The organism is Pseudomonas sp. CYM-20-01 (genome assembly GCF_023169845.1).
GTDB classification, from domain to species: Bacteria; Pseudomonadota; Gammaproteobacteria; order Pseudomonadales; family Pseudomonadaceae; genus Aquipseudomonas; species Aquipseudomonas azotoformans.
On sequence record NZ_AP025169.1, the window covers coordinates 4,448,178 to 4,466,499 of the forward strand.

Consider the following 18,322-nt stretch of genomic DNA (forward strand, 5'->3'; position numbering starts at 1 on the left):
ATCAACTGTGGGAGGGGCGGTGCGACGACTCGACTTGCCCCCGATGGCAGAGTGTCAGTCAGCACATGCATTGACTGATCCACCGCTATCGGGGGCAAGCCCCCTCCCACATTTTGATCTGCATTTTGTCAGGGCCGGCTGAGCAGGTGGCTCATGGCGGTTTTCAGCTTCATGGGCCTGACGGGCTTGTGCATCAAGGTATGCCCCAACTCACGGATCTGCTGCTTCAATTCATTGCTGTAGTTGGCGGTGATCATCAACGCCGGCACCGCGCTCCCGCGCCGGGCGTTAATGCGGGCCACGGCGTCCACGCCGTTCTGGTCGTCGTCCAGATGGTAATCGGCAATCAACAGGTCCGCCTCGGCATGGTAGTTGTCCACCTGCCGCGCCAGGTCCTGTTCCGACAGCGCCGTGATCACCCGGCAGCCCCAGCCTTCGAGCAAGGTACGCATACCCGCGCAGATCGCCGCGTCGTTATCCAGCACCCACACCCGGGCACCTTGCAGGCGCTCGAGCAACGGCTCGCTCATGGAAGGCGCCGGCAGCGACTTGGGGGCCGTGGCGCTCAACGGTACCTCCACCGAGAACATCGAGCCTTTGCCCGGCCAGGATCTGACGCTGATGCGATGGCCGAGTATCCCGGCGATCTTTTCCACGATGGCCAGGCCCAGGCCCAGGCCGCGGTCCTGGTCCGGTCGCTGCACGTCGCCGCGCTTGAACTCCTGGAAAATTTCCTCCAAGCGCTCTTGCGCAATCCCCATGCCGCTGTCCCACACCTGGATCAACAGGCGCTGCTGCTGACGCCGGCAACCCAGCACCACCCGCCCCTGGTAGGTGTAGCGAATGGCATTGCTGAGCAGGTTGCGCAGGATCCGCGCCAGCAACTGAATGTCGCTGCGCACCAACGCGGAGCAGCCGACAAAGTGCAGCGCCAAGCCTTCGGCGCGGGCCAGTTGGGTGTACTCGGCGGCGAGGTTGTCGAGCAATTCACTCAAGGCGAACGGCGCGATATCGGCCTTGATCACGCCAGCATCCAGTTTGGAAATATCCACCAGGGTCCCCAGCAGGTTTTCCACGTCTTCCAGGGAGTTGCTCACATTGCGCACCAGGGCTTCGCTGGGGCGTTCCAGCAAGGCACTGGTGAACAGCCGCGCCGCATTCAACGGTTGCAACAGGTCATGGCTGACGGCGGCGAGAAACTTGGTTTTCGACAGGTTGGCCTGCTCGGCCTCGAGCTTGGCTTCGCGCAGGCGGGTTTCCATGCGCCGGCGCTCGTCGATTTCCTTGAGCAGTTGGTCATTGAGCGACGTAAGCTCCGAGGTGCGCTGAGCCACGCGCTGTTCCAGATGCTGGTAGGCCTGGTGCAAGGCTTCGGCCGTGCGGCGGCGTTCGGTGATATCGCGGATCAACACGAAGATCCCCACCACCTCGCCACTGGCCAGCATGTTCGGTACATAGGAGCGCAGCATGTAGCGTTCCTGGTTGTTGATGTTGGTTTCGGCGAACTCAAAGGTCACGCTCTCCCCCGCCAAGGCACGGGCGACGTAGGCATCCAGGCGCTGGCAATGCTGCTCGCTGTGCACTTCGCGCAGGCTCTGCCCAAGCATCATGCCGCGCGGCCAGCAGTACCATTCTTCATAGACCTTGTTGGTGAACTCATAGACCAGGTCGGCATTCAAGTAGCCGATCAGCGCCGGCACGTTGTCGGTGATCAGGCGGATCCAGCGCTCGCTCTCCTGGGCTTTCTGCGCCGCCGCCTGTTCGCCACGCAGGGTTTCGGCGCGCAGCCGGGCGTTGATCAGCAGGTGGTTGCTGGCCTTGAGTTCGGCCATCGCCTGGTTCAGCGCGTCGGTGCGCTCGCGCACTTGCTCGGCCAGCACCACCGAATGCTGGAAGGTGGTGTAGGGGTTGTTGCCCTGGGGCATGCCGGACTCGATGCGCTCGATCAGCGCCGCATTGATCCGCGCCAGCTTGTGGTTGTCCTGTTGCAGCCGGGCCAGTTGAGCGGGCAGGTCAGCGCCGGCCTCGGGCAATGGCGACCCCGGTGAACGTCTGGTTGATGTGCATGCCATTGAACTGTTCTCCGTAGGTGTTGAAACCCATCACCCGCTGGTCCCGCAAGTAACCGCCAAGCTGTTCGAGGGTGCCGTTGTCTTCCAGCTCCAGGCGGCGCAAAAAGCAATCGCAGCCGATGGTCAGCAACAGGTCGCCGAGGCGCGCTTGCAGGCCGTCGAACAGCGCCTGCAGGTTCGGCAGCAACGGGCCGGGCGTCATGACCGTCAGCACGATGCCGTTTTCCACCGCGCAGTAGAAACTCAGGCTGAGGTCCTCATGCACCTGCTGGATAGCGCGCACGTAGTACTGGTCGTGGATACGCACCGCCAGCGGGTGGGCGGCGAACGTGCGGTGGTCGAGGTCGGCCACCGCCACGCCGATATGCCGCGCGTACTCTTCGGCGGCGGGCTCGGCGTTGAGCTCGAACACGCGGCGTGACGGGCTGTCGGCGCCGGTCACCACCAGTTTTTCCGTGCGCGGCAGGATGTGGTGGGTGGTGAATACCTCGAAATCCAGCCAGGTGTTGACCAGCACCACCACCGCCGCGCCGCTGTGGAACACGCCGTTGAAGTACACGTGGGTGTGGGTGAGGAAGTTGTCGTCACCGGCCGAGCCGCCGAAGTGCGGGATATCCCCAAGGGCTGCACTGAGGGCGGCGAGGACCATTTCTTCGCGGCTGGACAGGCCGTCAAGCAGGGTCAGCGCAAACGTGTTGCCCTTGATCGGCGCCAGGGTGTTGCTGCGACAGCCGCCGACCAGACGCTCGACCATGTCCTGGGCACCGATCAGGCTGAAGTGCTCGACCTGATCGATCAGCTCCGTGGCGATGGAAAAGTGCGCATGGTTGAAGCCCACCGCCGTGATGCAGTTGCGACCGTAGCCTTGGGGCGTGATCTCGCCGGCGCTGGTGCAGCCGACCACCCGCACCTTGCCGAAGCACTGTTGCAGGGCCTGGCCAAGGGCCTGGAGGTCGTAGGACGCGGAACAGAAAAACAGCACAAACCCCAGGTACGGGTGCAGCAGTTGCTGGGCCAATTCCTCGGCGGCCTGCCCGGCATCGGTGGCCTGGGACATGGCGCTGACTACGCCTTCACTGTTGTGCATCGTTGCCTCCCCCTCTGAAGCATCAGTGTACGAAGGGCCTGGGCGTGGACCTATGCTACTTGGGTACTGGGTGGGGGATGCGATGGGATGAGGCTTTCAAGACCACTCTCTCAAAAGCCAATGGGGATCCAATGTGGGAGGGGGCTTGCCCCCGATTGCAGGGTGTCAGTCGATGCATGAGTGATTGATCCACCGCTATCGGGGGCAAGCCCCCTCCCACATTTTGATTGCATTTCAGATGGCTACCATGCCATTGCCGTCGTCCTTGGTCTTGCCGTAGGACAGGGCCAGGCGGTTCTTGCCGACCTTGTACGAGCCTTGTACCAGGTAGCCATTGCTGTCGACGTTGCGCAACGTGGCCTCCCCGGCATTGTTAGTGAAAAACGGGTTGATGCCCTTGGCCTGGAACCCCGAACCGGTCAGCGGCAAACCGCCCATCTTCGCCTGCACGCCGTAGCCCAGGCCCTTGGAGGTGACGGAGGCCACGGTGGAAAGGCGTTGATGTAGCCATCGGTGGAGAAGGTGGTTTCGTCCTTGTCGTACAACATGATTTCGGCGTCGGCGAATGGGCTGAGGCCCAGGCCGAGGATAAAGGCAGGCAACAGACGCAGCGGGACGTTCTTATTGTTATGCAGGGTGCGCTCCGCAACGGGGACTTGATGTCGGAGGCGATTATCAAAAGGCGGTGGGCCATGGCATACGCTGCCTTGGCCCTGATTTGCGGATGCTTTGGAGGGGCAGCGGGTGCCCGGCAAGTTCGGTTTAGTCCAGGCCCGGCACTTAGGATGTAAGACCGGCCTTGACCAACATGCCCACGGCCACCACGACACACAGGCCGGCAAAACCGACCTGCAAGGCACGCGCGGGGATCACCGAACACAGACGCCGACCGGCCAGCATGCCGACGATACTCGCGGCGATAAACACCCAACCCACCGGCTCGATGCGCACACCGGCATGCAGCGCGCCGGCCACGCCGATCAACGACAGCAGGCTGATCACCATCAGGGAGGTGGCAACGATGCCGCGCATCTGCACGTCGGTGAGCTGCTTGAACGCCGGCACGATCAGGAAGCCGCCGCCCACACCCAGCAGGCCGGACACCGCGCCGGTCACCGCGCCGAGGGCGGCCAGGGTCGCGCTACATTTGGCGGTCCAGGCCAGGCGCCCGGTCTGCTGGTCGAGCATGCAGTTCTTCTGGCCCCAGGAGGCGGTGCCATGGTCACTCGGCCCTGCCTCGCGTTTTTCGCGCTGCAACATGCGCCAGGCCACCAGCACCATCAATGCACTGAACAGCCCCATCAACAGGGCTTCCGGCAATTGGTGGGCGAGATACACCCCCACCGGCGAAAACAGCGCGCCGAGCAAGGCGATCAGCAACGCGGCGCGATAACGCACCAGGCCATGGCGCAAACCATCGACCGCCCCTACCGCCGCCGCCGCGCCGACGGCGAGCAACGACACCGGCGCGGCCTGGGTCATGCTCAAGCCCAGGCCCAGCACCAGCGCCGGCACCCCGAGGATGCCGCCACCGGCGCCGGTCAGCCCCATGACCAGGCCCATCAACAATCCCAACACACTGGCGAGCAGCATTCAGTCCACCTTGCTCAGGCGAGTCAGCCATTCACGGCCCTTGAGCATGCCGTTCCAGTAGAACCACGGCAGCAAGGTCGCCTTGAGGAACCACATCGAACGGCGCGCCCGGGTCGGGTCCAGGGGAAAGGTCGGCAGCAGCTTGCCGCCATAGCCAAACTCGGCCAGCACCACCTTGCCCTTCTCCACCGTCAGCGGGCAGGAGCCGTAGCCGTCGTATTTGAGCGGCAACGGCGCCTGTTTGCGCAGGGCCAGCAGGTTCTCGGCAACCACCACGATTTGCTTGCGCACCGCTGCGGCGGTCTTGGCGTTGGTGGTGCCGCACACGTCGCCCAGGCCGAAGATATGCGGGTAGCGCAGGTGCTGCAGGCTATGGGGGTTCACCTCACACCAGCCGGCCGCGTCGGCCAGTGGGCTTTGGCGGATGAAATCCGGCGACACTTGGGGTGGGACCACGTGCAACAGGTCGAAGGCTTTCTCTTCGATGCGGACGTTGCCCTCGGTGTCCTTCACTTCGAACCAGGCCTTGCGGGCTGGGCCGTCGACTTTCACCAGGTTGGCATTGAATGCCAGGCGGGCATTGTACTTTTCCACGTACTTCATCAGCGGCGGCACAAAGGTCGCCACCCCGAACAGCGCGGCGCCGGCCAGGTTGAATTCGACGTCGATGTGTTTCAGCGTGCCCTGTTTGAGCCAGTGATCGCAGGACAGGTACATGGCTTTTTGCGGCGCACCCGCGCATTTGATCGGCATCGCCGGCTGGGTGAAGATCGCCTTGCCGCCCTTGAGTTGCTGCACCAACTGCCAGGTGTAAGCAGCGTGCTGGTAATTGTAGTTGGACGTGACGCCATGTTTGCCCAGGGTGTCTTGCAGCCCCTCGACCTTCTCCCAGGCCAGGCGCAGGCCGGGGCAGACGATCAGGTTGTTCCAGGTGACGCGCTGGCCGCTGTCGAGCACCAGGGTCTGCTCGTCCGGCAGCAGTTCGCTGACGGCGGCCTGTACCCAGGTGACACCATTGGGCAACACGTCGGCCAGTGGGCGGCGGGTCTTTTTCACGTCGTAGGCACCGCCGCCCACCAGGGTCCAGGCGGGCTGGTAGCAGTGGTGGTCGCTCGGTTCGATCAGGGTGATATGCAGGTGGGGGTCGCGCTTGAGCAGGCTGGCCAGCAGGCCAATGCCCGCCGAGCCGCCGCCGATGACTACGATATCGCCACTGATGGTAGGGCCCCAGTGTTGGTCGGTCATGGTCTATCGCCTTTGTAATACATGCACACAAGGGTCGCTGCCGGATGGCGTCACGCCCAGCTTTTTATGACCGCGCCGCAATACAGGCCGGACAGGGTCTTCATCACTTGAATCACTTCATGGCTGGCCAGCCCATAGAAAATGTATTTGCCTTCCCGACGAGTGGCCACCAACCCCTCGTCGCGCAGGATGCCCAACTGTTGTGACAGCGTGGGTTGGCGCACACCGGTCAGGGCTTCCAGCTCGCCGACATTGCGCTCGCCCTGGGTCAACTGGCACAGGATCAGCAAGCGGTCCTCATTGGCCAGGGCCTTGAGCAAGGAACAGGCCTTGGACGCCGATGCGCGCAACTGGGCAACTTCGCCTTCACTCAGAGTAGATTCCATTTGCCTCGGGTCCTTTGTGTCACTTAAGCTCAAAACATTATGTGAAAACGTAAACTGATTGTAACCACTTTTTTCTTCATCGGGGACGTCCGCCATGCCAGCGTTGATTCAAGCCTTTCTGGACGAGGCATCGTCGACCTACACCTATGTCGTCTATGAAACCGACGGCGGCCTGTGCGCCATTGTCGACTCAGTACTCAACTACGACCCGGCCTCGGGGCGTACCGATACCGCCCAGGCCGATAACGTCATCGCCTTCGTGCGCGAGCACGCTTTGCAGGTGCAGTGGCTGCTGGAAACCCACGCCCACGCCGACCACCTGTCCGCCGCGCCCTACCTGCGCCGTACCCTGGGCGGCAAGATCGCGATTGGCCAGTCCATCAGTAAAGTCCAGGGCGTGTTCAAGCACCTGTTCAACCTGGAGCCGGAGTTCCGTGTGGATGGCTCGCAGTTCGACCACCTGTTTGCACCGAATGAGGTGTTTCATATCGGTAACCTCAAGGCCCAGGCACTGCATGTGCCAGGGCATACGCCGGCGGACATGGCCTACCTGATCGACGGCCGATTGATCCTGGTGGGCGACACGCTGTTCATGCCGGATGTCGGTACCGCCCGCTGTGATTTCCCGGGAGGGGATGCACGGCAGTTGTATGCATCGATGCGCAAGTTGCTGGCCTTTCCAGTGGAAACCGAGTTGTACGTGTGCCATGACTACCCGCCCGAAGGTCGCGAGGCCAAATGCCGGACCACCGTGGCCGAGCAGCGCGCAGGCAATATCCATGTGCATGACGGCGTGGATGAAGCGGCGTTTGTAGAAATGCGCACCAAGCGCGACGCCGGGCTGGGCATGCCGACGCTGTTGCTGCCGGCGATCCAGGTGAATGTGCGGGCGGGCAACCTGCCCCCCGCCGAAGATAACGGTGTGGTGTACCTGAAGATTCCGCTCAACCAGCTCTGAATCGCGCTTACTCGAAGTACGACGACTTGGAGGGCGCAAGCCCCGACCACAATTCGTCGATATGCTTGAAGCCCCACTCCTCGGCGCTTTCACGGCTGATGATCTTGTCCGGTTGCTCAGCCAGGTTCACCACCGACTGGGAAATCGGCAAGCGTGAACGTGCCGAAAAGAACACCTTGACCTTGGGCGTCAGCAGCGACGTAGGGCTTTGTTCGACAACCACGCCAATGCGCCCGCTTTCCAGGCGCACCAAGGCGCCGACCGGGTAAATACCCACGCAACGGACAAACGCCTGGAACACCCGGGCATCGAAGTGTCCCTTCCATTCGGCCATTTTCTGGATCGCCTCCGCGGGCCCCCACCCATGTTTGTAGGGGCGCTCCGAGGTGATCGCATCATAGACATCGCATACCGCGCCCATTTGCGCGAACAGGCTGATCTGGTCCTGCGCCAGGCCAAGGGGATAGCCGCTGCCGTCGACTTTTTCATGGTGATGCAGGCACACATCCAGCACCAGGGCGCTGATCTGCGGGCATAGCCGCAACATCTGCGCGCCTTCCACCGGATGCTGACGTACGGTGCAGAACTCCGTCTCGGTCAGCCCGGCCGGCTTGCTCAAGATCTGCTCGGGAATGGCCATTTTCCCAACATCATGAAACAGCCCGGCCAACCCGGCTTCCTGGACCAACTCCGGCGACAGGTTCAATTGCCGCGCCAGCGCGATCATCAAGCCACTGACCGCGACAGAATGCATGTAAGTGTATTCATTAGCCTTTTTCAGGCGCACCAGGCTGAGCAAGGCATGGGGATGGCGCAGCATAGAGCGGGAGATGTCCTCCACCAGGCTGGCCACTTGACGAACCTCCACCGCGCGCCCCATGCGCAGGTCACTGAACATACTGATCACGGCACGCTTGGCAACCGCACACACCTTCACGGCACGCGCCACCTCCGCTTTAATCTCTGAGGGGGCTGGCACCACAGGACGCGGTGTGGCAGGTTGTTTGACGGTGACCGGCGCCGCTGGGGCCGGTTGTGGTTCGTCGCAGCCTTTTGCGGTATCGATCCAGACCCGCTGGACCTGCGACGTCAACAAACGCTGCCGGTCCTCTTCACGGTCCAACAAAAAGCTGCTCTTCCAGAACCCATGGCCGATCCATGGCCCGTCCAGTTTGTGCAGGTACATCCCCAGGATCACCTGGGAACAAGCAATGCACTTCAGCATGTATCATCCCCCCAAGGCATGACCTGCTTGGCGATCAACTCACTGCAAACTTCGCCACGATCTGTTTCAAGTCCACGGCGAGCCTGGACAGTTCCTGGCTGGCCACCGATGTCTGACCGGCGGCCGACGAACTCTGGATGGACAGGTCGCGGATGCTGATCAGGTTCTGGTCGACGGAACGCGCCACCTGCGCCTGTTCTTCCGACGCGGTTGCAATCATCAGGTTACGCTCATTGATGTCGGTAATGGCTTGGGTGATCTGGGTGATCGCCACGCCGGCTTCATGGGCAACCTTCAACGAGTCCACCGCTTCATTGCGATTGAGGACCATGGAGGCCACCGCTTCGCTCGAACAGCTCTGGATTTTCGCAATCATCTGTTCGATTTCCTGGGTCGATGTTTGCGTCCTGTGGGCCAGCGCCCGCACTTCATCGGCGACCACCGCAAAGCCTCGGCCCTGTTCTCCCGCCCTCGCCGCTTCAATCGCTGCGTTCAACGCAAGCAGATTGGTCTGCTCGGCGATGGAGCGAATCACCTCGACTACCCGGGCGATGTCCTGGGCCTGTTTGGCCAGCCCTTCAACTTCCACCCCGGTTTGCTGCACCGTGGAGCTCAACTTTTCAATCGAAGCGATGGTTTGCGTCACCCGCTCCATGCCCACGCTTGCCGAACGCTGGGAGTCCTGCGTCGACTGGGACGCAGACACCGCATTCCTCGCCACCTCCTCGACCGCTGCCGTCATCTGGTTGACCGCCGTGGCGGCCTGATCCGTCTCCAGGCTTTGGCGCTCAATGCCGGCAGTGGACTCCCGGGTGATCGCACTCATCTCCTCGGCTGCCGACGCCAACTGCCCGGACGCCTCCGAGATATGCTGCAACGTGCTTTTCAGGTTCATCTGCATGGTAGCGGTCGACTTTTGCAGCTCGGTCAGTTCGTCATTGCCGCTGATGGTAATGGCCACACGCAAATCGCCGTCGGCAATCTTGCCGGTCGACACCAGCAGCTCCCGCACCGGATTGATAATGCTGCGGGTCAGCAAGCGGGCCACCACCACGGCGATCAACACCGAACTGGCCATCAACACCCATGTGAACAACCGCGCCGCATCATGCTCACTGGCGGCGGCTTGCACCGCGGTCTTCGAGCCCTGTTCATTGATCGCAATCAAATCGCTGATGGAGGCCTGCACTTGGCGAGCAATGGGGCCGTTGACGTCGCGCAAATACACCGCCATTTGTTCCGCGGAAAAGCTGGAGGCTTGCGCGAGGAATTCATCCATCTTCTGGCTGTAGTTTTTTATCTCGCTCAGTGCCTGGTCGTACTTGGTACGCTCCTCGGGGCTCGATACCAGCGCTCCATAATGCTCGGCAACTTGCAGCACTTCAGCGCGAACCGCCTTGAGTTTTTCCAGGGAGGCGGGGTCCTTGTCCGCGTATTCCATGGCGTAACGCCGCAGGTCCAGGCGAAGTTTGTAAAACGTCGAATCTATCTGGCCGGCCAGGCGAATGCTGGGCAGCCAGTTGTTTTGTATTTCGACCGTCGATGAATAAACCTTATCGACTTTTATCAGCGTCATTGCGCCTTGTATTAACAGCAGGAAACACACCACACCGAAGCACAATGTGGTACGAAAGTTCAACTTCAAGGCTCTCATGGACATCTCGGCTCACCCTTCCCCTTGGCCGTGTCGAACACAGCCTTACGGGTACAACTTTGTTTAACCGAGTGTGAAAAAAACGTGACTACTTACGCATTTTTTTATGAATAGTGGCAAATAAACATGACGCAGATCATTGCTTAGCTAACCATCATAATTAACGGCTGTTGCGACTCTCCGATATTCATACCATTAGTCCATCCCGTGGTAACGGCAGCGCTGTTTTATATCGAACTTGTTTAAGTGCAAAACTGGACCGGATATTGGCGACGCCTGGCACCTTGGTCAAAAAATCCATCATGAAGCGCTCCAGCGACTGGATCGTCGGCACCAATACCCGGATGAGGTAGTCCGGGTCGCCGGCCATCAGGTAGCACTCCATCACTTCCGGGCGGTCCGCAATCGCCCCTTCGAACTGCTGCAACGCCAGCTCGTTCTGCTTTTCCAGGCTCACGTGGATGAACACATTGACGTGCAGCCCCAGCAGGTCGGCGTCCAGCAGCGTGACCTGGTCGCGAATCAAGCCCAGTTCTTCCATCGCCTTGACCCGGTTGAAACACGGCGTGGGCGACAGGTTGACCGAACGGGCCAGGTCGGCGTTGGTGATCCGTGCATTCTCCTGCAGGGCGTTGAGAATGCCGATATCGGTACGGTCCAGTTTGCGCATGAGACAAAATCACCTGTTTATTATGTTTATGCAGTTTTTTTATCCGCAAATGATCCTGAGCGCAACGAAACAGAGATAAATATTCTTCTACGCCACGCCTATGATTGTTGTAGGACAAGATTTCCCCTACCCGGGGACTGACTGTCAGCTAGCGCGCCCACTACAAGAAATTCACAAGATAGAGCGTAGAAAGCCATGACCCAGCAGTATGAACCACTGCGCCTGCACGTCCCTGAACCCTCGGGCCGCCCAGGCTGCAAGACCGACTTCACCTACCTGCGCCTGACCGACGCAGGCACCGTGCGCAAACCCGCCATCGACGTAGAACCCGCCGACACCGCCGACCTGGCCAAGGGCCTGATCCGCGTGCTCGACGACCAGGGCCAGGCCCTCGGCCCGTGGTCTGAAGGCATCCCGGTGGAGATCCTGCGCAAAGGCATGCGCGCCATGCTCAAGACGCGGATCTTCGACAACCGCATGGTGGTCGCCCAGCGTCAGAAAAAAATGTCGTTCTACATGCAGAGCCTTGGCGAAGAAGCCATCGGCAGCGCCCAGGCCCTGGCCTTGAACATCGACGACATGTGCTTCCCCACCTACCGCCAGCAAAGCATCCTGATGGCTCGCGAAGTGCCACTGGTGGACCTGATCTGCCAGTTGCTGTCCAACGAGCGCGACCCGCTCAAGGGCCGCCAGTTGCCGATCATGTATTCGGTCAAGGACGCCGGCTTCTTCACCATATCCGGCAACCTCGCCACCCAATTCGTACAAGGCGTGGGCTGGGGCATGGCCTCGGCGATCAAGGGCGATACCAAGATCGCCTCCGCCTGGATCGGTGACGGCGCCACCGCCGAATCCGACTTCCACACCGCCCTCACCTTCGCCCATGTGTACCGTGCGCCAGTGATCCTCAACGTAGTCAACAACCAGTGGGCCATCTCCACCTTCCAGGCGATTGCCGGTGGTGAAGCAACGACCTTCGCCGGACGCGGCGTCGGTTGCGGCATCGCCTCTCTGCGCGTGGACGGCAACGACTTCATCGCGGTGTACGCTGCTTCCGCCTGGGCTGCCGAGCGTGCGCGCCGCAACCTCGGGCCCACGCTGATCGAGTGGGTCACCTACCGCGCCGGTCCGCATTCCACATCTGATGATCCTTCCAAATACCGCCCCGCCGACGACTGGAGCCACTTCCCCCTGGGCGACCCGATCGCCCGCCTCAAGCAGCACCTGATCAGGATTGGCCAGTGGTCCGAAGAGGAGCATGCGGCGGTCAGTGCAGAACTTGAAGCCGAAGTGATTGCCGCGCAAAAACAGGCCGAACAGTACGGCACCCTGGCCGGCGGCCAGATTCCAAGCGCCGCGACCATGTTCGAGGACGTCTATAAAGAGATGCCGGAGCACTTGAAGCGCCAGCGTCAAGAGTTGGGGGTCTGACATGAACGATCACAACAACAGCATTGAAGTGGAAACCGCCATGACCACCACCACCATGACCATGATCCAGGCCCTGCGCTCGGCCATGGATGTGATGCTCGAACGAGACGACAACGTGGTGGTGTTCGGCCAGGACGTCGGCTATTTCGGCGGCGTGTTCCGTTGCACCGAAGGCTTGCAGACCAAGTACGGCAGCTCGCGGGTGTTTGACGCGCCGATCTCGGAAAGCGGCATTATCGGCGTGGCCGTGGGCATGGGCGCCTATGGCCTGCGCCCGGTTGCCGAAATCCAGTTCGCCGACTACGTCTACCCCGCCACCGACCAGATCATCTCGGAAGCTGCGCGCCTGCGGTATCGCTCGGCCGGGCAGTTCACCGCACCGCTGACCATGCGCATGCCGTGCGGCGGTGGCATCTACGGAGGCCAGACCCACAGCCAGAGTATCGAAGCGGTGTTCACCCAGGTCTGCGGCCTGCGCACGGTGATGCCGTCCAACCCCTATGACGCCAAGGGCCTGCTGATCGCGTCCATCGAAAACGATGACCCGGTGATCTTCCTCGAGCCCAAGCGCCTGTACAACGGCCCGTTCGACGGCCACCACGACCGCCCGGTAACGCCGTGGTCGAAACACCCGCAAGCCCAGGTGCCGGACGGTTACTACACCGTGCCGCTGGACGTGGCCGCCATCGTGCGTCCGGGTTCGGCCGTGACCGTGCTGACCTATGGCACCACCGTCTATGTGTCGCAAGTCGCCGCCGAAGAAACCGGCATCGACGCCGAAGTCATCGACCTGCGCAGCCTGTGGCCGCTGGACCTGGACACCATCGTCAAGTCGGTGAAGAAGACCGGCCGTTGCGTGGTGGTACACGAAGCCACCCGCACCTGCGGCTTTGGTGCCGAGCTGGTGGCGCTGGTGCAAGAGCATTGCTTCCACTACCTGGAAGCGCCGATCGAACGCGTCACCGGCTGGGACACCCCCTACCCGCACGCGCAGGAGTGGGCGTATTTCCCAGGGCCGTCCCGCGTGGGCGCGGCGTTGCAACGGGTCATGGAGGTCTGAATGGGCACGCACGTTATCAAGATGCCGGACATTGGCGAAGGCATCGCGGAAGTTGAACTGTCGGTGTGGCATGTGAAGGTCGGCGACATGGTCGTCGAAGACCAGGTGCTGGCGGATGTCATGACCGACAAGGCGATGGTGGACATTCCCTCGCCGGTGCACGGCAAGGTGCTCTCCCTCGGCGGCGAGCCGGGTGAAGTCATGGCCGTGGGCAGTATTCTGATCAGCATTGAAGTGGAAGGCGCGGGCAACGCCAAGGATGCGCCGCTCGTCAAAGAGGCGCCGAAAGTCGCCCCGGTGGTGGAAGCCAAGCCGGTGCCGGCGGTTGTCGAGAGCAAACCCGCGCCGGTTGTCGCGGCGCAGGCGCCTGTGGCACGTGCCGCCGACGAACGCCCATTGGCCTCCCCTGCCGTGCGCAAGCACGCCCTGGACGCCGGGATTCAGCTGCGTCTGGTGCAGGGCTCGGGCCCGGCGGGCCGAATCCTCCACGAAGACCTCGACGCCTACTTGCAACAAGGCACAGCGAAGGCTTCATCCACCGCCAACCCCTACGCCGAACGCAACACCGAAGAACAGATCCCCGTGATCGGCATGCGCCGCAAGATCGCCCAGCGCATGCAGGACGCCACCCGGCGTGCCGCGCATTTCAGCTACGTAGAAGAAATCGACGTCACCGCTCTCGATGAGTTGCGCGTGCACTTGAATGAAAAGCACGGTGCCACACGCGGCAAGCTGACCCTGCTGCCGTTCATCGTGCGCGCCATGGTCGTGGCGTTGCGCGACTTCCCGCAGATCAATGCGCGTTACGACGACGAAGCCCAGGTCATCACCCGCCTCGGCGCGGTGCATGTGGGCGTCGCCACCCAGAGCGATGTCGGCCTGATGGTGCCGGTGGTGCGCCACGCCGAGGCCCGCAGCCTGTGGGGCAATGCCGAGGAAATCGCACGCCTGGCCACGGCCGCGCGCAATGGCAAGGCCAGCCGTGATGAGCTGTCGGGTTCGACGATTACCTTGACCAGCCTGGGCGCGTTGGGCGGCATTGTCAGCACGCCGGTGCTGAACCTGCCGGAAGTGGCGATCGTCGGCGTCAATCGCATTGTCGAGCGGCCGATGGTGATCAAGGGCCAGATCGTGGTGCGCAAGATGATGAACCTCTCCAGCTCCTTCGATCACCGCGTGGTCGATGGCATGGACGCGGCGCAATTCATCCAGGCCATTCGCGGCCTGCTCGAACAACCCGCCAGCCTGTTCCTGGAGTAAGGCATGACGCAGACATTGAATACCACCCTGCTGATTATCGGTGGCGGCCCTGGCGGTTATGTGGCGGCGATCCGTGCCGGCCAACTGGGTATCCCGACCATCTTGGTGGAAGGCCAGGCGCTGGGCGGTACTTGCCTGAATATCGGCTGCATTCCGTCCAAGGCCCTGATCCATGTGGCCGAGCAGTTCCAGCAAACCGTGCACCACAGCCAGGGTTCACAGCTGGGCATCGAAGTGGATGTGCCGACCCTGGACATCCGCAAAAGCGTGGAATGGAAAGACGGCATCGTCGACCGCCTGACCACCGGCGTCGCGGCGCTGCTGAAAAAGCACAAGGTGCAAGTGATCCACGGCTGGGCCAAGGTGGTGGACGGCAAAACCGTCGACGTCGGCGACCAGCGCATCCAGTGCGAACACCTGCTGCTGGCCACCGGCTCGAAAAGCGTCAACCTGCCGATGCTGCCGATTGGCGGGCCGATCATCTCGTCCACCGAAGCGCTGGCACCCACGCGGGTTCCCAAGCGCCTGATCGTAGTAGGTGGCGGTTATATCGGCCTGGAACTCGGGATCGCTTACCGCAAGCTGGGGGCCGAAGTCAGTGTGGTCGAGGCTCAGGATCGTATCCTGCCGGCCTACGATGCCGAGCTGACCCAACCGGTGAACGAATCCCTCAAGCAACTGGGGGTGAAGCTGTACCTCAAGCACAGCGTCACCGGTTTTTCGGACAATACATTGCAGGTGCGTGACCCGAACGGCGACACCCTGTCACTGGAAACCGACCAGGTGCTGGTGGCGGTGGGTCGCAAACCCAACACCCAGGGCTGGAACCTCGAAGCGCTGAACCTGGATATGAACGGCGCGGCGATCAAGATCGACAACCGCTGCCAGACCAGTATGCGCAACGTGTGGGCCATCGGTGACCTGAGCGGCGAGCCGATGCTGGCGCACCGGGCCATGGCCCAGGGCGAGATGGTCGCCGAACTGATCAGCGGCAAGCACCGCGAATTCAACCCGGCGGCCATCCCGGCGGTGTGCTTTACCGACCCGGAACTGGTGGTGGTCGGCAAGACGCCCGACGAAGCCAAGGCCGCCGGCCTGGACTGCATCGTGTCGAGCTTCCCGTTCGCGGCCAATGGTCGAGCGATGACCCTGGAGTCGAAAACCGGCTTCGTGCGGGTGGTGGCACGCCGTGACAACCACCTGATCGTCGGCTGGCAAGCCGTGGGGGTTGGCGTCTCGGAACTCTCCACCGCCTTTGGCCTGAGCCTGGAAATGGGTTCGCGCCTGGAAGACGTCGCGGGCACCATCCACGCCCACCCGACCCTCGGCGAAGCCGTACAGGAAGCCGCGTTGCGGGCGTTGGGGCACGCACTGCATCTGTAAAACCGCGGTGAGGCCATCGGGGGCAAGCCCCCTCCCACAGGGGAATGCATTCAAATTGTGGGAGGGGGCTTGCCCCCGATAGCGGTGGATCGGTCAAACCAGAGGCTGAAGGCGTCCACCCAGTGGCTCCCACACAAGCCAAGAATGCAGTATTGTTGCGCCCATCCAGAAAAAAACCGACTTGACCAACGATAGAGGGTGTCATGGGTAACGAAAGCATCAATTGGGACAAGCTGGGTTTTGACTACATCAAGACCGACAAGCGGTTTCTCCAGGTCTGGAAAAACGGCGAATGGCAAGAAGGCACCCTGACCGACGACAACGTGCTGCACATCAGCGAGGGCTCCACCGCCCTGCACTATGGCCAGCAGTGCTTCGAAGGCCTCAAGGCCTACCGCTGCAAGGACGGTTCGATCAACCTGTTCCGCCCGGACCAGAATGCCGCCCGCATGCAGCGCAGCTGCGCCCGCCTGCTGATGCCGCACGTCTCGACCGAAGACTTCATCGACGCCTGCAAGCAAGTGGTCGCGGCCAACGAGCGCTTCATCCCGCCGTACGGCAGTGGTGGCGCGCTGTACCTGCGCCCGTTCGTGATCGGCACCGGTGACAACATCGGCGTGCGCACTGCGCCGGAGTTCATCTTCTCGGTGTTCTGCATCCCGGTCGGCGCCTACTTCAAGGGCGGCCTGGTGCCCCATAACTTCCAGATCTCCACCTTCGACCGCGCCGCCCCACAGGGCACCGGTGCCGCCAAGGTCGGTGGCAACTACGCCGCCAGCCTGATGCCGGGTTCGGAAGCGAAGAAATCCGGTTTCGCCGACGCGATCTACCTGGACCCGATGACCCACTCGAAAATCGAGGAAGTCGGTTCGGCCAACTTCTTCGGGATCACCCACGACAATAAGTTCATCACACCGAAGTCGCCTTCGGTGCTGCCAGGCATTACCCGCCTGTCGCTGATCGAACTGGCCAAGACCCGCCTGGGCCTGGACGTGATCGAGGGCGAAGTGTTCATCGATAAGCTGGACCAGTTCAAGGAAGCCGGCGCCTGCGGTACGGCGGCGGTGATCTCGCCGATCGGCGGTATCCAGTACAACGGCAAGCTGCACGTATTCCACAGCGAAACTGAAGTCGGCCCGATCACCCAGAAGCTCTATAAAGAGCTGACCGGTGTGCAGACCGGCGACGTTGAAGCGCCGCAAGGCTGGATCGTCAAGGTCTGAGCCACCTGGAAAAACCCGCCATCTGGCGGGTTTTTTCATTGTTCGGGGATATTCACCACTAGCTTCTTGCCCATGCTGATCCTGGGTTCCACCCCATACCCCAATGCCTCGTAGAACCCGACGACCCCCTCATTACCACTGGTGATCTGCAGGTTGATCTTCATGCAGCCCAGCGCCGTCAATGCCTGTTCCGCATGCCGCACCAGCGACGAACCCAGGCCATGGCGCCGGTAGTCCGCATGCACCGCCACTGAATACAGCCAGCCACGGTGCCCGTCATACCCGGCCAGAATCGTCCCGATCACGGTTTTTTTGTCCGTCGCGACGAAGAACAAACCATCGTTGACCGCCAGCTTCTTATCAATCGCCAGGGCGGGCAGGTTGTGCGCCGTTTCGTAGCCAAACGCCTCTTGCCACAACGCCACTACCTGCGCCCGGTGCTGACGGTCGCGATACGGCCCGATGGGATGCCGGGACAGCAGGGCCTTTTCCATCACCAACGTACGTTCGCTGCCGTGATAAACGTCGCGCACGGTGTGAAACCCCAGCTTGGTGTAGAACGGCTCGGCGGTCAGCGAAGACGGCACGCTCAGCACCGTCACCCCGTCTTCGCGGGCGCGTAGCTCGATTTCGATCATCAACAGCCGACCAATGCCCTGCCCTTGCAACTCCGGATTGACGAACACCGAGCGCACCACATTCGCATCCAGCGCTGCGGTGGCGACGATCACCTGATCCTGAATCGCTACCAGCACCACGCGGCGCTTGAGCAACGCCAGCACTGCCTCCGGTGTGAAGTTGCTGGCGACCCGCGCAATCACCTCCGTCGGATAATCCCGCGCATTGCTGCTGTGCAGGGCCGCGAGGATGACCTGGCTGATCCCTTCGGCATCGGCTTCCTGGGCGAGACGAACGGCGGTAGACATGATTCCTCCTGGCTGACACAGCTGCAACAAACACCATCCTACCAATGTGGGAGGGGGCTTGCCCCCGATAGCATGCTTTCAGATATAGATTTTCTGGCTGACCCACCGCTGTCGCGGGCAAGCCCCCTCCCACAGGTTGCATGCATTTC

14 protein-coding genes and 2 pseudogenes are annotated in these 18,322 nt (G+C 61.9%); 6 read left to right on the forward strand and 10 right to left on the reverse strand.

Translation table 11 applies throughout. The features are described 5' to 3' along the window. Positions 1 to 128: 128 nt before the first annotated feature. The 6 genes and pseudogenes from M2497_RS19975 to M2497_RS20000 all read right to left on the reverse strand — a co-directional run. Positions 129 to 1,757, reverse strand: a pseudogene (locus M2497_RS19975) (NahK/ErcS family hybrid sensor histidine kinase/response regulator); the annotation flags it as partial. Between the two features lie 256 nt (positions 1,758 to 2,013). Next, the gene (nosP, locus tag M2497_RS19980; RefSeq protein ID WP_248482549.1) at positions 2,014 to 3,159 is read right to left on the reverse strand and encodes a nitric oxide-sensing protein NosP; all 1,146 of its coding nucleotides are present in this window, start codon (positions 3,157 to 3,159) and stop codon (positions 2,014 to 2,016) included. 246 nt (positions 3,160 to 3,405) lie between these two features. Next, a pseudogene (locus tag M2497_RS19985) lies at positions 3,406 to 3,645 on the reverse strand (porin); the annotation flags it as partial. A 294-nt stretch (positions 3,646 to 3,939) separates the two neighbouring features. Then, positions 3,940 to 4,752 carry a sulfite exporter TauE/SafE family protein gene (locus M2497_RS19990; protein ID WP_248482551.1) on the reverse strand — a complete coding sequence of 271 codons (813 nt, stop codon included), beginning with the start codon at positions 4,750 to 4,752 and terminating at the stop codon, positions 3,940 to 3,942. Beyond that, entirely contained in the window at positions 4,753 to 5,997 is a 1,245-nt protein-coding gene (locus M2497_RS19995; RefSeq protein WP_248482553.1) for an FAD/NAD(P)-binding oxidoreductase, read from the reverse strand. Between the two features lie 50 nt (positions 5,998 to 6,047). Then, positions 6,048 to 6,383 carry a metalloregulator ArsR/SmtB family transcription factor gene (locus tag M2497_RS20000; RefSeq protein WP_005789341.1) on the reverse strand — a complete coding sequence of 112 codons (336 nt, stop codon included), beginning with the start codon at positions 6,381 to 6,383 and terminating at the stop codon, positions 6,048 to 6,050. Positions 6,384 to 6,477: 94 nt separating this feature from the next. Between M2497_RS20000 and M2497_RS20005 the strand changes: the two genes are divergently transcribed. After that, positions 6,478 to 7,341 carry an MBL fold metallo-hydrolase gene (locus M2497_RS20005; protein ID WP_248482555.1) on the forward strand — a complete coding sequence of 288 codons (864 nt, stop codon included), beginning with the start codon at positions 6,478 to 6,480 and terminating at the stop codon, positions 7,339 to 7,341. Between the two features lie 7 nt (positions 7,342 to 7,348). Here M2497_RS20005 and M2497_RS20010 read toward each other — a convergent pair whose 3' ends face one another. The 3 genes from M2497_RS20010 to bkdR form a co-directional block, all read right to left on the reverse strand. Beyond that, complete coding sequence (locus M2497_RS20010; RefSeq protein WP_248482557.1) at positions 7,349 to 8,566, reverse strand: HD-GYP domain-containing protein; 1,218 nt, start codon at positions 8,564 to 8,566, stop codon at positions 7,349 to 7,351. Positions 8,567 to 8,600: 34 nt separating this feature from the next. Further along, complete coding sequence (locus M2497_RS20015) at positions 8,601 to 10,226, reverse strand: methyl-accepting chemotaxis protein (protein ID WP_248482559.1); 1,626 nt, start codon at positions 10,224 to 10,226, stop codon at positions 8,601 to 8,603. A gap of 181 nt (positions 10,227 to 10,407) precedes the next feature. Next, positions 10,408 to 10,890: a Bkd operon transcriptional regulator BkdR gene (gene bkdR, locus M2497_RS20020; RefSeq protein WP_058426744.1), complete on the reverse strand. Its 483-nt coding sequence runs from the start codon at positions 10,888 to 10,890 to the stop codon at positions 10,408 to 10,410. 195 nt (positions 10,891 to 11,085) lie between these two features. Between bkdR and M2497_RS20025 the strand changes: the two genes are divergently transcribed. The 5 genes from M2497_RS20025 (at position 11,086) to M2497_RS20045 (ending at position 17,247) form a co-directional block, all read left to right on the forward strand. Next, positions 11,086 to 12,321: a 3-methyl-2-oxobutanoate dehydrogenase (2-methylpropanoyl-transferring) subunit alpha gene (locus M2497_RS20025; protein ID WP_248482561.1), complete on the forward strand. Its 1,236-nt coding sequence runs from the start codon at positions 11,086 to 11,088 to the stop codon at positions 12,319 to 12,321. Between the two features lies 1 nt (position 12,322). Continuing rightward, on the forward strand, positions 12,323 to 13,381 hold the full coding sequence (locus M2497_RS20030) for an alpha-ketoacid dehydrogenase subunit beta (protein ID WP_248482563.1): 1,059 nt from the start codon (positions 12,323 to 12,325) through the stop codon (positions 13,379 to 13,381). Beyond that, on the forward strand, positions 13,382 to 14,641 hold the full coding sequence (locus tag M2497_RS20035; RefSeq protein ID WP_248482565.1) for a dihydrolipoamide acetyltransferase family protein: 1,260 nt from the start codon (positions 13,382 to 13,384) through the stop codon (positions 14,639 to 14,641). It begins immediately after the preceding gene. Between the two features lie 3 nt (positions 14,642 to 14,644). Beyond that, a complete protein-coding gene (gene lpdA, locus M2497_RS20040) occupies positions 14,645 to 16,024 on the forward strand; it encodes a dihydrolipoyl dehydrogenase (protein ID WP_248482567.1) in 1,380 nt (459 codons plus the stop codon). Between the two features lie 203 nt (positions 16,025 to 16,227). Continuing rightward, complete coding sequence (locus tag M2497_RS20045; RefSeq protein ID WP_093528047.1) at positions 16,228 to 17,247, forward strand: branched-chain amino acid aminotransferase; 1,020 nt, start codon at positions 16,228 to 16,230, stop codon at positions 17,245 to 17,247. Positions 17,248 to 17,282: 35 nt separating this feature from the next. On the opposite strand, the gene M2497_RS20050 is transcribed toward M2497_RS20045, so the two are convergent. Beyond that, a complete protein-coding gene (locus M2497_RS20050) occupies positions 17,283 to 18,173 on the reverse strand; it encodes a GNAT family acetyltransferase (protein ID WP_248482569.1) in 891 nt (296 codons plus the stop codon). Positions 18,174 to 18,322 lie beyond the last annotated feature (149 nt).

Bases quoted from the DNA above. Each gene is read 5' to 3' on its own strand.
- M2497_RS19995 (WP_248482553.1), bottom strand. From the start codon at position 5,997: ATGACCGACCAACACTGGGGCCCTACCATCAGTGGCGATATCGTAGTC.
- M2497_RS20015 (WP_248482559.1), bottom strand. From the start codon at position 10,226: ATGTCCATGAGAGCCTTGAAGTTGAACTTTCGTACCACATTGTGCTTC.
- M2497_RS20035 (WP_248482565.1), top strand. From the start codon at position 13,382: ATGGGCACGCACGTTATCAAGATGCCGGACATTGGCGAAGGCATCGCG.
- M2497_RS19990 (WP_248482551.1), bottom strand. From the start codon at position 4,752: ATGCTGCTCGCCAGTGTGTTGGGATTGTTGATGGGCCTGGTCATGGGG.
- M2497_RS20010 (WP_248482557.1), bottom strand. From the start codon at position 8,566: ATGCTGAAGTGCATTGCTTGTTCCCAGGTGATCCTGGGGATGTACCTG.
- M2497_RS20000 (WP_005789341.1), bottom strand. From the start codon at position 6,383: ATGGAATCTACTCTGAGTGAAGGCGAAGTTGCCCAGTTGCGCGCATCG.
- lpdA (WP_248482567.1), top strand. From the start codon at position 14,645: ATGACGCAGACATTGAATACCACCCTGCTGATTATCGGTGGCGGCCCT.
- bkdR (WP_058426744.1), bottom strand. From the start codon at position 10,890: ATGCGCAAACTGGACCGTACCGATATCGGCATTCTCAACGCCCTGCAG.
- M2497_RS20050 (WP_248482569.1), bottom strand. From the start codon at position 18,173: ATGTCTACCGCCGTTCGTCTCGCCCAGGAAGCCGATGCCGAAGGGATC.
- M2497_RS20025 (WP_248482561.1), top strand. From the start codon at position 11,086: ATGACCCAGCAGTATGAACCACTGCGCCTGCACGTCCCTGAACCCTCG.
- nosP (WP_248482549.1), bottom strand. From the start codon at position 3,159: ATGCACAACAGTGAAGGCGTAGTCAGCGCCATGTCCCAGGCCACCGAT.
- M2497_RS20005 (WP_248482555.1), top strand. From the start codon at position 6,478: ATGCCAGCGTTGATTCAAGCCTTTCTGGACGAGGCATCGTCGACCTAC.
- M2497_RS20045 (WP_093528047.1), top strand. From the start codon at position 16,228: ATGGGTAACGAAAGCATCAATTGGGACAAGCTGGGTTTTGACTACATC.
- M2497_RS20030 (WP_248482563.1), top strand. From the start codon at position 12,323: ATGAACGATCACAACAACAGCATTGAAGTGGAAACCGCCATGACCACC.